This is a genomic window from Pseudomonas sp. B21-023 (genome assembly GCF_024749165.1).
Classification (GTDB): domain Bacteria; phylum Pseudomonadota; class Gammaproteobacteria; order Pseudomonadales; family Pseudomonadaceae; genus Aquipseudomonas.
Genome location: NZ_CP087190.1, coordinates 3,608,679 through 3,622,021, shown reverse-complemented (window position 1 = coordinate 3,622,021; position 13,343 = coordinate 3,608,679). Strand labels below are relative to the sequence as shown.

Sequence of the window (13,343 nt, the reverse complement as noted above, 5' to 3'; positions counted from 1 at the left end):
CCCATGAGTGAATTCGAACAACGCATGCTGCAGGCGCAGCATTGCGAGCTTCGTGCTGTCCAGCCGGATGAGCAGGGCAGTGCGCCGAAGATCGCCGGCTATGCCGCTGTCTTCAACCAGCGTAGCGACCTGCTGGGCGGCACCTTCGTGGAGATCATCGCCCCAGGCGCGTTCGATGACGTGCTGAATCAGGACACCCGGGCGCTGTTCAACCACGACCCGACCTATCTGCTGGGCCGCACGGCCAGCGGCACGTTGCGCCTGACCGTGGATGAACGTGGCCTGGCCTACGAAATCGATACGCCCAATACGCAGACCATCCGCGACCTGGTGGTCGAGCCGCTGCGCCGTGGCGACATGAGCGGCAGCAGCTTCGCCATGCGCGTGGCCAAGGGCGGCGATACCTGGCACGAGGAGAAAGACGGCCTGATCGTGCGCACGATCTTCAAGATCGCCGAGCTGCGCGACGTAGGGCCGGTGGCGTTCCCGGCTTACCCCGACTCCAGCGCTGCCCAGCGCTCCCTGACTGCCTGGAAGCAGGCGCAAACCGAAGGCGACGAAGCCCGCGCACATTTCGAGCGCGAGGCCCGCGAGCGACTGCTTGACCTAACTGAACTGTGATCCCAAGGGGGAGCTATGACCCTGCAACAACTGAAAGAAGCCTATAACAAGCTGTCGGCCGAAATGCGCTCGCTGCACGAAACCACCCCGGACGACGGCTGGACCGGTGAAGTCCGCAGCAAGTGGGAAGGCATGAAAGCCGACCTCAAGGGGCTGCGCGAGAAGATCGAGCGCGAAGAAGAACTGCGCGCCCAGGATCAAAACTTTGTCGAAGGTCTGGACCGTGAGCGTCCGGCCGGCGCGCCGAAGAACGAGGCGGAGGCCGAGCAGCGCAGTGCCTGGGATAACTGGGTGCGTCGCGGCCTGGAGTATCTGACCCCCGAGCAGCGTTCCGTGGTACTGGAAATGCGTGCTCAAGGTACCAATCCGAACGAAGCGGGCGGCTTCACCGTGCCGACCACCCTACAGGCCAAGGTGATCGAATCGCTGGTGACCTACGGCGGTATTGCTTCGGTGTGCCAACTGCTGCAGACCGACAACGGCGCGCCCATCGCCTGGGCCACTAGCAACGGCGGCGAGGAAGAAGGCGAGCTGATCGGCGAGAACAAGGCCGCCGGCGAAAAGGATGTCGAGTTCGGGATGGGCACCATGGGGTCGCACACCATCAGCTCGAAGATCATCCGCGTCTCTGAACAGCTGCTGCAGGACTCGGGCATTGATATGGAAGGCTACCTGGCCGGCCGCATCGGTAAGCGCGTGTCGCGTACCCGGAACCGCCTGATCGTCCAGGGCACCGGCGCCGGTGAAACCGCCGATGCGCCGGCGCAGCCGAAGGGCCTGGAATACTCGACCCCTCAAGGGGCTATGACGGCCAAGGCCACCGTCTTCACCTGGCAGGAGGTCAACAACCTGATTCACTCCGTTGACCCGGCGTATCGTGCGGCCGCCAAGTTCCGCTTGGCGTTCAACGACAAGACGCTGCAGGCGATGGAAGAAATGGTGGACGCCAACAATCGCCCGCTGTGGCTGCCCGGCATCGACAGCGACCGTCCGGCCACCATCCTCAAGCATCAGTACGTGATCGATCAGGCCATCGCCGATATCGGCGCCGGCAAGAAATTCATGTATGCCGGCGACTTCAACGAACTGGTGCTGCGCGCGGTCCGTAGCCTGACCCTCAAGCGTCTGGTGGAGCGTTACGCCGAGTACGGCCAGGTCGGCTTCCTGGCGTTCGTGCGCTTCGGCCTGGTGCTGCAGGACACGGCCGCTATCAAGCACCTGGTGGGCAAGACCGCCTGACGGGAGGGTTGCCCATGCTGACGCTTGAGCAGATCAAGAGCCATTGCAAGCTGGAGCTGGACGAAACCGAGGAAGACACGCTGCTGCAGGCCTACGCCCGCGCAGCGCGTCGCCAGGTCGAGAAGGACAGCGGCCGGCGGTTGTACTGGGTCACGCTGCCGGCCGACGCGCCGGCAGACGCGACCGGCGATGAAGCCTACCTGCGTGGGCTGTTGCCGCTCGATGCTTCGGAGAACGCGTTACCCGTAACGGATGACGTAGAGCTGGCCATGCTGCTGTTGGTCGCTCACTGGCACCGCAACCGCGAGCCTGTCACCGAGTCGACCAGCAACGGCACCAAGGCGATGCCGCTGGCCTATGACGCCCTGGTGCAGCCTTATCGCTGGTTCACACTGTGAGGGAGCCGGAAGCGGGCGAACTGCGCACCCGGGCGGTGGTGCGCATCCGCAACGACACGCCAAAAGGCTCTGCGAGCCTTGAGTCAAATTTCGAGCCGGTGGCCAAACGCTGGTGCAAGATCGAGCCGTTAGGCACGGCCACCTACACCGGGTCGGTGCAGACCGGTACGACCATCACGCATCGGATCTATTGCCGGTTCGTGCGTGACCTGGACACGCGGCATGAGCTGGTCGCCGACGGCCGGGTGTTTCGCGTCAAGCGGGCTACCGGCATGCGCGGGCGGCAAGTGTGGTCGGTGATCGAGGTCGAGGAACTGCAGGCGGTGAATGCGGCGGCGGGAGGTGGTCGTGGCCAACTCCGTTTCAATTGACGGTTATTTGCATGTCGAGGGCTTCGACCAGTTCGACCAAGAGGCCTTCAACAAGCGAAAGATCCGCGCCGGCATGCGCAAGGTCGGCCAACTGATCACCGGCCGGGCACAGATGAATCTAGCGCTCGGCGGTGGCCAGGAAGGCTACCCCGTCAACCGGACCGGGGCCACCACCGAGTCGATCAACTTCAAGCTGTCCAAGTCGGGCTTTTTGGTGCGGGTTGCGCCCACCAAGACCGCGAGCATGAGGGAGTATTACCCCGCTTACCTGCACTACGGCGTTCGCCGCAAGACGGGTGGCGGGTGGCGGATCAGGCCCCGCGACAACTACATGACCGACGCCCTGGTCGACAGCCGTGACGAGGTGCGGCGCATCCTGCAGCAGGCCTTTGCCGCCGCGCTGCTCAACTGAGTACCTGACATGAAAATCACGCCTGTGATCGAGCAGCTGCGCGCCTATGCGCCTGGCTTCGAAGGGCGCGTGGCCGGCGGTCTGGATTGGGACCCGACCGCCGACAGCGCCAAGATGGAGCCGCCAGCGGCTTATGTGATCGCCGTTGGCGACTCGGCCGACGAGCCACAAGCGCAGAACGTTTACACCCAAGTTGTGCGCGACGCCATCGACGTGTGCGTCGTGCTACCGACTGACGACGAGCGCGGGCAATCGGTAGCTGACCCGCTGCACGACCTCCGCGCCCAGTTGTGGCGCGCCCTGGTGGGCTTCGAGCCTGATCCGGAGTCGGGACCGCTGCTGTACGACGGTGGTCAGCTGCTGCTGATCGACCGCGAACGTGTGGTTTACCGCTATCGCTTCTATGCCGACCTGCAGTTGGGGCGCTGGGAGCAGACCGGCGAAGGCAAGCCGCAGACCTGGCAGGAATGGCAGCTGGCCGGCCTGCCGGCCCTGGAAGGCATCGACACCCGTTTGGACTTCCTCAACCCCCTGAAAGACCCCAACGTCAACGCCCCCGGGCCAGACGGGCGGGTCGAGTTCACCATCCGTGAGGACTTGAACCCATGACCACCATTCACCTCAAACCGGCCCCGGGGCGCGATTGCCCGATGCCAAGCCAGCCGGGCCAATACCTGCCCGCCGAGGGCGCCGCGGTGCCCCGTGATGCCTATTGGGAACGCCGTATCATCGCCGGCGATGCCCTGGAACAGAAGACCACCACCCGGGGGAGCAAAGCGCGATGAGCATCAGTTTCAGCAACATCCCCAGCGACATTCGCGTGCCGCTGTTCTATGCCGAAGTCGACAACTCCATGGCCAACAGCGGCGGTTCCAGCCTGCGCCGGCTGATCGTGGGCCAGGTCAACGACGATGCCGACAGCGACGAAATCGGCCGCCTGGTGCTGGTGTCGAAGACCAGCGACGCCAAGGACATTGGCGGCACCGGCTCGATGCTCGCCGCCATGCATGCACGCTGGCGAGCCATCGACGTGGCCGGCGAGGTCTGGTGCCTGCCGCTCAAGGTGGCCACCGGCGCGGCTGCGACGGCCACCGTTACCGTAACGGGCAGCGTCGCTACGGCGGGCCTGGTCAATCTGTACGTGGCTGGCCAACGCGTGCGCGCCGATGCCGTGGTCGGTGCCTCGGCCGAAGCCGTGGCGGCCAGCTTGGCGGCGGCCATCAATGCCGCCATTGACCTGCCGGTGACGGCCAACGCCGCCGCCGGCGTGGTCACCCTGCAGGCCAAGTTCAAGGGCGAGCTGGGCAACGATATCCAAGTGCAGCTGAACCGCCTGGGGCGCGCCAATGGCGAAACCACGCCGGCCGGCCTGACGGTGGTGGCCACGGCCATGACCAACGGCGCCGGCACCCCGGCCGTGTCGGCGGCGCTGGCTGCACTGGGCGACGAAGAATTCGAGTTCATCGCCCAGCCCTGGACCGATGCCGACACGCTGGGCGCTTGGAAAACTGCCATGGACGACAGCACCGGGCGCTGGTCCTGGGCGAAGCAGCTCTACGGCCATGTGTACAGCGCACAGCGCGGCACGCTGGGCCAACTGGTCGCCGCTGGGCGCCTGCGCAACGACCCGCACGTGTCCGTGCATGGCTTCGAGCGCGGCGTGCCGCAGCCGGCGTGGGAAGTGGCTGCGGCCTGGGCGGCACGTACCGCCGTGTTTATCAGCGCCGACCCGGCGCGACCGACGCAGACCGGCGCGTTGACGGGCATCGACCCGGCGCAGGCGAGTGATCGTTTTACCCTGACCGAGCGGCAATCGCTGCTGACCAGCGGGGTGGCCACCGCCGTCTACAACGGCGGCAGCTACCGTATCGAACGGGCCGTTACGACCTACCAGCGTAACGCCTATGGCCAGCCGGATGACTCCTATCTGGACAGCGAGACGCTGCATCAGTCGGCCTACGTGATTCGCTACTTGCGCAGCATCATCACCAGCAAGTATGGCCGTCACAAGCTGGCAAACGACGGCACGCGCTTTGGCCCCGGCCAGGCCATCGTCACGCCGAAGGTGATTCGCGGCGAGCTGATCGCCGCCTATGGCGCGCTGGAGCGTGAGGGCATTGTCGAGAACGCCGAGGCGTTCAATCAGTACCTGATCGTCGAGCGCGACCCGAAGAACCCGAACCGCCTGAGTGTGCTGTTCCCGCCGGACCTGGTGAACCAGCTGCGTGTGTTCGCGCTGCTGTACCAGTTCCGCCTGCAGTACCCGGACGCGGCGTAACCCTCATCGTTCAACCCCGGCCCGCCCTGTGCGGGCTTTTTTATGGGAGTGCCCTTTATGGGTCAGAAAGTCGCGGGCACCTGCTTTGTGAAGGTCGACGGCGATCAGCTGGTCATCACCGGCGGCGTGGAATGCCCGCTGTCGGACACAAAACGCGAAACGATCACGCGGGGCTACTTCAAGGAAGAAGACCTGATCCCCTATGTGGTGGTCGACGCGGTGAAAACCGCCAACTTCCCCCGGGCCAAGCTGGCCAACGGGACCAACATGACCATCACCGCCGAGCTGGCAGACGGCTCGGTGTATGTGCTGAGCGGCGCGTACCAAGTGGATGAGTCCAAAGTGACCGGCGATGACGCCAAGGTCTCGCTCAAATTCGAAGGCATCCAAGGAGACTGGCAGTAATGACTACCGCAACCCATGAACTCGCAACCCCGATCCAGGCCCACGGTGAAGAGGTCAAGGAACTGAATCTGCGCCGCCCGACCGTGCAGGAATGTCGGGCCATCAAGGTGCTGCCGTACAACCTCGGCGGCGACGGCTACCCGGTGGTCGACCTTGAAGCGGCGGCGAAGTACATCGCCGTGTGCGCCGCGATCCCGGCCAGTTCGGTCAACCAACTGGAGCTGTCGGACCTGAACACCCTGGCCTGGATCATCGTCGATTTTTTCATGCCCCAAGATTCGAAGCAGTCGGCGGCCTGACCGAGCTGGCCTACGACCTTGCCTGGTGGTGGAAAGCCACCCCGGGTGAGGTGCTGGGCTGGACCCTCGACACGCTGTTCGAGAGTGAGGAAAACGCGTGGCGCATCAACGCGCTGAATGGGGGAGGCGGTGGCGGATAAATTCCAACTCAAGGCCCTGATCACCGGCGTCGACAAGCTGTCGCCGGTGCTGAGCGGGGTACGCAAGAACGCCGCGGTGCTGCGCAAGCAGCTGAACAGCTCGGGCCTGGGCAAGATCACGTTCGGTGAGGCCCTGCAGGGCGGGGCGATTGCGGCACCGTTCGTCATGGGCGTGAAGGCGGCCATGGGATTTGAAAGCGCTATGGCCGACGTGAAGAAGGTGGTCAACTTCGAGTCGCCGGCGCAGTTCAAGGCGATGAGTGACGACGTGCTGTGCCTGTCCGAGCGCCTGCCCATGGCGGCCGAGGGCATCGCGCAGATTGTCGCCGCCGGCGGCCAGTCCGGCATTGCCCGGGAAGAGCTGAACCGCTTCGCGGAAGACGCGGTGAAAATGGGTGTCGCCTTCGACCAGACGGCCGAAGAATCGGGCTCGATGATGGCCAAGTGGCGCACGGCCTTCAAGATGAACCAGGATCAGGTGGTCACGCTCGCTGACCAGATCAACTACCTGGGCAACACCGGCGCGGCCAGCACCGGGCAAATCTCCAACATCCTGACCGCCATCGGCCCCCTGGGCGAGGTCGCGGGCGTCAGTGCGGCGCAGCTGGCGGCCATGGGCTCGACCCTGGCCGGCGTGGGCATTGCCCAGGACGTGGCCGCCACGGGCATCAAAAACTTCATGCTGACCCTGACCGCCGGCACGGCGGCCACCAAGTCGCAGAAGGAGGCTTACAAGGCCTTGCGCCTGGATGCCAACGAGCTGGCCAAAGGCATGCAGACCGACAGCGAAGGGACGATTAACCGCGTTCTGGAGACGCTGGCCAAGGTCGAGAAAAGCAAGCAAGCGGCGGTACTGACCAACCTGTTTGGCAAGGAGTCAGTGGGGGCTATCGCGCCACTGCTGACCAGCCTGGGCACACTGCAGAAGAACTTCAAATCGGTGGGCGACGAAAGTCAGTATGCCGGTTCGATGAACAACGAGTACGCCGCACGGGCCGCGACCACACAGAACGCCATGCAGCTGCTGCAGAACCGGGTAACCCGCCTGGGTATCACGGTCGGCAGCATGCTGTTGCCGCCGCTCAACGATTTCATGGCGGCCGTGGGGCCGATCATCAGCAGCGTGGCCACCTTGGCCGGGGCGCACCCGTGGCTGATCAAGGGCGTGCTGGGCGCGGCCGTGGGCTTCACCGTGCTGCGCCTGGCTGCTGCAGGTGCGGCAGCCAAGCTTACGCTGGTCAACGCCGTGGCGAGCATGAGCCCGGTGGGCATGATCGTTCGCGGCATTGCCATCGCCGCCGGCATCCTGATCGCCAACTGGTCGACCGTGGCGCCGTACTTCCAAGCGGTGTGGGACAAGATCAAGGCCCCGGCGATGGCCGTGTGGGAGTGGATGAAAACCGCTTTCGCCTGGTCGCCACTGGGCCAGATCGTCGCCAATTGGGAGCCGCTGACGGCGTTCTTCGGTGCGCTGTGGGAGCTGGTCAAAGCCCTGTCGGTGCCTTTCTTCGACTTCCTCAAGTCGGTCTTTGACTGGTCGCCGCTGGGTTTGATCATCAAGCACTGGGAGCCCATCACCGGCTTTTTCAAGGGGATCTGGGACAAGCTGCGACCCATCATCGAGCCCATGATGAAATTCCTGGGCTTCGACAGCGAGTCGAGCGGCGACGGCGTGATCAGCGCGGCGACGGCCAAGGTCAACGACTGGGCCGAGCAGCAGAAGGCGCGTAACGCCGCCGGCGAGCCGGTGCCGGGGACACTGGTCAAGCCGATGGCGCAGCCGGTGCAACTGATGCCCGAAGCCACCAGCGTGACCAGCCTGATGCGTGCGCCGAATCAGCCGGGACCGTGGGCGGCGATGCCGCTGTCGGCCTCGCAGATGGCCGAGCATGCGCAGGAAAGCCTGGCCAAGGGGCTAACCCCGCAGGAGGCGGCGAAACGCGCTGAAATGGGCCTCCTGTCGCGTCCTGGGCAAACCAGCCTGTCGGCGCCGGCACCCGGTGCCCTGGCCGCGTCGCGGGGCTCCCTAGTGCAGCAGGCCTCCCAGGCCAATAAAGCCCAGCTGGAAGGGCAAATGGTCGTGCGCTTCGACAATGCCCCGCCCGGCATGCGGGTGGAGCAGGCCGACACCAACCAACCCGGGCTGCAGGTCAGCCCACAAGTGGGCTACCGATCCTTGGGGAGGGCGTCATGAGTACCTGGCGGGATCAGCTGCACCCGGCCTCATTCCGGGGCGTGCCGTTCCACGTCGACAACGACAGCATGCCGGCGGGACGGCGCACACAGACGCATGAGTATCCGCAGCGGGACAAGCCGCTGGTGGAAGACCTGGGCCGCGTCACGCGGGAAATCAAGCTGGCCGCCTTCGTGATCGGGGAGGACTGCTATTTCCAACGTGACAACCTGCTCAACGCCCTGGACAAGCCCGGGGCGGGCGAGCTGGTCCACCCCTGGTATGGCCGGCTGACGGCCACCGCGACGGTCTGTAGCGTCAGCCATGAGCGCCGTGAAGGCGGCATGGTCCGCTTTGACCTGGTGTTTGTGGAGGACGGCGAGAAGGGCTTTCCTGCCGGCGTGCCGAACACGGCGCGGCAGCTGGAGGACTCATCGGAAAGCCTGCTTGAGTCGGCGATTGCCCGGTACAAGGCCGCCATGGCGGTGGTCAACCGGGCGCGCCTGGCCGTGGTCGCGCTGCAGAACGGTGTGGCCGGGGTGCAGATGGCCATTGCCTCGGAGCTTCGCCAACTGACGGGCCTGGTCAGCTCGGTGGAGGCGCTGGCCGACATGCTGATTAACGCCCCGGGCAACTTCGCGGCGATGATCCGGGGCCAGTTCGCCAGTGTCGGCGGCAGTTCACGGTCGTCGGGCTATCGCTGGGGGCCGTCCAGCGGCGGCGAGTCGGCCAGCCTGGAGGCTGACCCGGAGTTTGCCCGCACCGTCGCGGCGCTGCCCGAGGCGACGCCGGAGTTTGCCAGCTTCGCCGAGTCCGGCCGGGCCATCACCGGCCAGGTGGAGCAGGCCCGCCAGTTGGCCAACGCGCCGCCGCCGGCCGGAGGAACCGACACCGCCGCCGTGGTCACTGCTGCCCGCGAGCTGGTGCGCGATGCGCTGATCGTGTTGGCCGTGCGCGAGGCGGTGGCCATGCCGGTGGTGCAGGCGCCCGAGCCGTTGACCGGCTTCGCCACCTTGGAGCAGCAGGTGGTGGCCCCGATCCAGCGCCCCGAGGTGCCGGTCACTGCCGATGTGGTCGCCCTGCGTGATGCCATCAGCGACGCCCTGTGGCTGGCCGCCCTGGCGTCGCGGGTCGAGCACGTCGAGCGGCTGGAGGTGGTGCGCAGCCAGGTGCGGGTGCACCTGACCGAAGTGGCCCGCGCCGGCGTGCGGCTGGCCGAGGTCACCACGCGGGAAAGCCTGCCGGCGGTGGTGCTGGCGTACCAGCGCTATGGCGACGCCACCCGCGCCGAGGAAATCGTTACGCGTAACAAGGTGCAGCACCCGGGCTTTCTGCCTGTCGGCGCGCTGACCATCGCTCGAGAGTGAATCCATGGACAACCAAAATGCTGTCACGCTGAGCGTGAACGGCCTGGACTATCGCGGCTGGAAGAAAGTCAGCATCAGTGCCGGCATCGAACGCCAGGCCCGGGATTTTCGCCTGGGTGTGACGTGGAGCTGGCCGGGCCAGGTGCAGGAAATCCCGGTGCGCCAGGGCGACCGCTGCGAAGTGCGCATCGGTGCCGACCTAGTGCTGACCGGCTGGGTGTTCGGCACGCCGATAAGCTACGACGCCCGCAGCGTCGAACGGTCGGTCGCCGGCCGCTCGCTGACTGCCGACCTGGTGGACTGCTCGGCGGTGAACAAGCCCGGCCAGTGGCGCGGGCAGAGTGTGCAGAAAATCGTGCAGGCCCTGGCCGAGCCCTACGGGGTGCGGGCGCTGAGCGAGGTGGCCGAAACCACCAAGCTGGCCGACCACCAGATAGAACCGGGCGAAACCGCCTTCGAGTCCATCGACCGCCTGTTGACGCTGTCGCGGCTGCTGTCGACCGATGACGCCCGGGGGCGGGTGGTGATCATCAAGCCGGGCAGCGCCGGCCGCGCCGTCGACCGCCTGGAACTGGGGCAGAACCTGCTGACCGGCAGTGCCGAGCTGGATTTCTCGGGGGTGTTTTCCGAGTACCGCGTCACCGGCCAGCGTTCGGGTACCGATACTGACTACGGCGAGGCGGCCAGCGAAGTGAAGGCGGGCGTCACCGATCCGCGTGCCTCACGGCGGCGGGTGCTGCTGATTCACGAAAGTGGCCAGATGACCCCGGAGCTGGCCCAGGCGCGGGCCAACTGGGAGCGCGGTAGCCGCATGGGTAAGGCGCTGACGCTGCGTTACAAGATTCAAGGATGGCGGCAGTCCACCGGCGCGCTGTGGGTGCCGAACATGATCGTGCGTGTGGTCGACCCGCTGATCGGCATCGACCGCGACATGCTCATCAGCGAAATCGAGTACGTACTCGATGATGCCGGCACCGTGGCCAACATCGTGGTAGGCCCGCCGGATGGCTTCGACCCCGAGCCGAAAGACCCGCACAAGTCGCGCAAGCTCAAGAAGGGCGGCAAGGCCGACAACTTCGAATACCTGATCCCCGCTGACTGGAAGCCTGGCCAATGAAACCCATGAGAAATTTTCTCGCCCGGGGCGTGGTTGCCCTGGTCGATGCCGGCCGCAAGCTGCAGGGCCTGCAGATGCGCCTGACCGCCGACGAAGTGAAAGACGGCATGGAGCACTTCGAGCCCTACGGCTTTACGTCCAACCCGCTGCCCGGCGCCGAGGCCCTGGCGGCGTTCCTGGGCGGCGACCGCTCCCATGGGGTGGTCGTCTGCGTCGCCGACCGGCGCTTTCGCCTGCAGGCGCTCAAGAGCGGTGAGGTGGCTATTTACACCGACGAGGGCGACCGCCTGCACTTCAAGCGCGGCCGCGTGATCGAGATCGAGACGCTGACGCTCAAGATCAAGGCCGATACGGCCGTGGAGTTCGATACACCGGTGATCCGCACCACGGGCCAGATCGTGTCGCAGGGCGACCAGATCGCCGCCGGCGTCAGCCAGGTCAACCACCCGCATGAGGGAGTGGCGAAGGGTAACCAGCAGAGCGGTAAGCCGGTGGTGACGGCATGACGCTGCTCGATGCCGAGTCCGAACGCGCCTGGCAGCGCGCCGTGGTGATCAGCCTGTTGACCTGGCGCCGCGCCGACGACGGCGACCTGCTGGACGACGACCAGCGTTACGGCTGGTGGGGCGACACGTTCCCGACCCTGGCCAATGACCGCATCGGGTCACGCTTGTGGCAGCTACGCCGGCGCACGCTGACCGACGACACGGTGCGCACGGCCGAGGCGTTCGCCCGCGAGGCGCTGCAGTGGGCGGTGGATGACGACCGGGTGAGCGCCGTTACGGTAACGGCGTCGCGCAAGGCCGACCGCCTCGACATGCAGGTGCAAGTCGGCCTGCGCGATGGCCCGGTGATCGATGTTCAACTAGACAACCTGTGGCAGGTGATCAATGCCGTTTGAAATCCCAACACTGCCCGCCCTGGTGGCCAGGGCTCAGGCTGATCTAGCCGGCGGTAGCGCCCTGGTCCGCTCCGACGCCGAGGTGCTGGCCCGCGTGCTGGGCGCGGCCTCGTCCGGCCGCTACGGCCATCAGCGCTACATTGCCGACCAGATCCTGCCGGACACGGCCGACGATGAAACGCTACTGCGCATGGCCCAGGCACGGCTTAAGCGCGGCCGCCTGGAGGCCGTGAAGGCGAGCGGGACGGCCAGCTTCACCGGCGCCGTCTCGGCGCTGCTCGATGCCGGCACGCTGCTGCAGCGCGATGATCAGGTGATGTTCAGGGTGCGGGCCTCGGTCAAGCTGAGCAGCACCGAAGGCGTCGCCCAGGTCGAGGCCCTGGAGCCGGGCGAGCTGGGCAACACGCCCGCCGGCACGCAGCTGCGCCTGGTGTCGCCGGTGCTGGGCGTCAATGACACGTTCACCGTGGCCGCGCCGGGCCTGACCGGTGGCACCGAGCAGGAGAGTATCGAGGCGCTGCGCGCTCGGGTGATTCGCTCGTACCGCGTCATTGCCCACGGCGGCAGTAAGAGCGATTACGAGACCTGGGCGCTGGAGGTCGCCGGGGTGACCCGGGCCTGGGTGGTGCGGCACTGGGTGGGGCCGGGCACGGTGGGGGTGTTCTTCGTGCGCGATGGCGATATCGACATCATTCCCAGCGCCGAGGCCCTGGCGGCCGTGGCGGCGTACATCGAGCAGGAACGGCCGGTCACGGCCGAAGTGTACGTGCTGCCGCCGGCAGAGAAGCCGGTGCAGTACCAGCTGTCAGTCACGCCCGACAGCAGCGCGGTACGCCGCGCCGTGGAAGCCGCCCTGGTGGACCTGCACAACCGTGAATCGGAGCTGGGCGCCACGCTGCTGGCCACCCACATTGCCGAGGCTATAAGCGGCGCCACGGGTGAGCGCGATCACAAGGTCATCAGTCCCGCAGGCGCCGTGCAGGCGGCCCCTAATGAGCTGCTGACCTATGGGGGTGTGCTGTGGTCGTGAGGACGGTAGCGGACTACTACGCCCACTTGTGCGCGCTGCTGCCACCGGGGCCAGCCTGGGATCGTGAATTCAACCCAGGCGTCGACCAGGTGCTGCAGGCGGCGGCCCAGGAGCTGGCCACCGAGGACCGCCGCGCCGCCGACCTACTGGCCGAGAGTGAGCCCGCCACCGTGCGCGAGCTGGTCCCCGACTGGGAGCGGGTCATGCAGCTACCCGATCCCTGCATGGGTGACTCGCCGGCATTTGCTGATCGGCAACTGGCCGTGCGCCGCCGGCTGCTGGAGGTCGGTGGGCAGACGCCGGCCTATTTCGTGGAGCTGGCCTTTTCGCTTGGCTACCGCAATGCCCGCGTGATCGAGCACCGAGCGCCGCGCTTCGGACGGTCGCGCTTCGGCTCGGCCCGCTTCGGCACCTGGGGCGCGCAATTCATGTGGACCCTGGAGACGGGGCCGCGCCTGGCCCAAGGCAGCCGCTTCGGCTTCAGCCATTGGGGCCAGACCTTCGGCGGCGCCGCCAATGGTGCCCTTGAGTGCCTTGTAGGCCGCGCCGCCCCGGCACACACCCTTGAAACCATTACCTACGGATAACGCGA

17 protein-coding genes are annotated in these 13,343 nt (G+C 66.3%); all 17 read left to right on the top strand.

From position 1 onward, the window contains the following. The first annotated feature begins 3 nt into the window (after positions 1 to 3). The 17 genes from LOY42_RS16145 to LOY42_RS16065 all read left to right on the top strand — a co-directional run bounded on the left by LOY42_RS16145 (position 4) and on the right by LOY42_RS16065 (position 13,338). The gene (locus LOY42_RS16145) at positions 4 to 621 is read left to right on the top strand and encodes an HK97 family phage prohead protease (protein ID WP_050706323.1); all 618 of its coding nucleotides are present in this window, start codon (positions 4 to 6) and stop codon (positions 619 to 621) included. Positions 622 to 636: 15 nt separating this feature from the next. After that, positions 637 to 1,860, top strand: a complete 1,224-nt coding sequence (locus LOY42_RS16140; RefSeq protein WP_258598396.1) for a phage major capsid protein — start codon at positions 637 to 639, stop codon at positions 1,858 to 1,860. 14 nt (positions 1,861 to 1,874) lie between these two features. Next, positions 1,875 to 2,258, top strand: coding sequence for a head-tail connector protein (locus tag LOY42_RS16135; RefSeq protein ID WP_258598394.1), 384 nt, complete (start codon positions 1,875 to 1,877; stop codon positions 2,256 to 2,258). Continuing rightward, positions 2,255 to 2,629, top strand: coding sequence for a head-tail adaptor protein (locus LOY42_RS16130; protein ID WP_258598392.1), 375 nt, complete (start codon positions 2,255 to 2,257; stop codon positions 2,627 to 2,629). The genes LOY42_RS16135 and LOY42_RS16130 overlap by 4 nt, the downstream gene beginning before the upstream one ends. After that, a complete protein-coding gene (locus LOY42_RS16125) occupies positions 2,607 to 3,041 on the top strand; it encodes a hypothetical protein (RefSeq protein ID WP_258598390.1) in 435 nt (144 codons plus the stop codon). Before LOY42_RS16130 ends, LOY42_RS16125 begins: the two co-directional genes overlap by 23 nt. A gap of 9 nt (positions 3,042 to 3,050) precedes the next feature. After that, positions 3,051 to 3,650 (top strand): hypothetical protein, encoded by a 600-nt coding sequence (locus tag LOY42_RS16120; RefSeq protein WP_258598388.1) that lies wholly within the window; start codon positions 3,051 to 3,053, stop codon positions 3,648 to 3,650. Next, positions 3,647 to 3,826 (top strand): DUF2635 domain-containing protein, encoded by a 180-nt coding sequence (locus tag LOY42_RS16115; RefSeq protein WP_110698332.1) that lies wholly within the window; start codon positions 3,647 to 3,649, stop codon positions 3,824 to 3,826. The genes LOY42_RS16120 and LOY42_RS16115 overlap by 4 nt, the downstream gene beginning before the upstream one ends. Beyond that, the gene (locus LOY42_RS16110) at positions 3,823 to 5,319 is read left to right on the top strand and encodes a phage tail sheath subtilisin-like domain-containing protein (RefSeq protein WP_258598384.1); all 1,497 of its coding nucleotides are present in this window, start codon (positions 3,823 to 3,825) and stop codon (positions 5,317 to 5,319) included. The genes LOY42_RS16115 and LOY42_RS16110 overlap by 4 nt, the downstream gene beginning before the upstream one ends. A 57-nt stretch (positions 5,320 to 5,376) precedes the next feature. Beyond that, entirely contained in the window at positions 5,377 to 5,724 is a 348-nt protein-coding gene (locus tag LOY42_RS16105; RefSeq protein WP_186733650.1) for a phage tail tube protein, read from the top strand. Further along, positions 5,724 to 6,023, top strand: coding sequence for a phage tail assembly protein (locus LOY42_RS16100; RefSeq protein ID WP_258598380.1), 300 nt, complete (start codon positions 5,724 to 5,726; stop codon positions 6,021 to 6,023). The genes LOY42_RS16105 and LOY42_RS16100 overlap by 1 nt, the downstream gene beginning before the upstream one ends. A 129-nt stretch (positions 6,024 to 6,152) precedes the next feature. Continuing rightward, positions 6,153 to 8,357, top strand: coding sequence for a phage tail tape measure protein (locus LOY42_RS16095; RefSeq protein WP_258598378.1), 2,205 nt, complete (start codon positions 6,153 to 6,155; stop codon positions 8,355 to 8,357). Continuing rightward, positions 8,354 to 9,703 carry a DNA circularization protein gene (locus LOY42_RS16090; RefSeq protein ID WP_258598376.1) on the top strand — a complete coding sequence of 450 codons (1,350 nt, stop codon included), beginning with the start codon at positions 8,354 to 8,356 and terminating at the stop codon, positions 9,701 to 9,703. The genes LOY42_RS16095 and LOY42_RS16090 overlap by 4 nt, the downstream gene beginning before the upstream one ends. Before the next feature lie 4 nt (positions 9,704 to 9,707). Continuing rightward, positions 9,708 to 10,820, top strand: a complete 1,113-nt coding sequence (locus LOY42_RS16085) for a phage baseplate assembly protein (protein ID WP_258598373.1) — start codon at positions 9,708 to 9,710, stop codon at positions 10,818 to 10,820. Further along, positions 10,817 to 11,326: a phage baseplate assembly protein V gene (locus tag LOY42_RS16080; RefSeq protein ID WP_186733652.1), complete on the top strand. Its 510-nt coding sequence runs from the start codon at positions 10,817 to 10,819 to the stop codon at positions 11,324 to 11,326. Before LOY42_RS16085 ends, LOY42_RS16080 begins: the two co-directional genes overlap by 4 nt. Next, positions 11,323 to 11,721 carry a phage GP46 family protein gene (locus LOY42_RS16075; RefSeq protein WP_258598369.1) on the top strand — a complete coding sequence of 133 codons (399 nt, stop codon included), beginning with the start codon at positions 11,323 to 11,325 and terminating at the stop codon, positions 11,719 to 11,721. The genes LOY42_RS16080 and LOY42_RS16075 overlap by 4 nt, the downstream gene beginning before the upstream one ends. Then, a complete protein-coding gene (locus LOY42_RS16070) occupies positions 11,711 to 12,751 on the top strand; it encodes a baseplate J/gp47 family protein (RefSeq protein WP_258598367.1) in 1,041 nt (346 codons plus the stop codon). Before LOY42_RS16075 ends, LOY42_RS16070 begins: the two co-directional genes overlap by 11 nt. After that, positions 12,742 to 13,338, top strand: coding sequence for a YmfQ family protein (locus tag LOY42_RS16065; RefSeq protein WP_258598365.1), 597 nt, complete (start codon positions 12,742 to 12,744; stop codon positions 13,336 to 13,338). Before LOY42_RS16070 ends, LOY42_RS16065 begins: the two co-directional genes overlap by 10 nt. Positions 13,339 to 13,343: the final 5 nt, after the last annotated feature.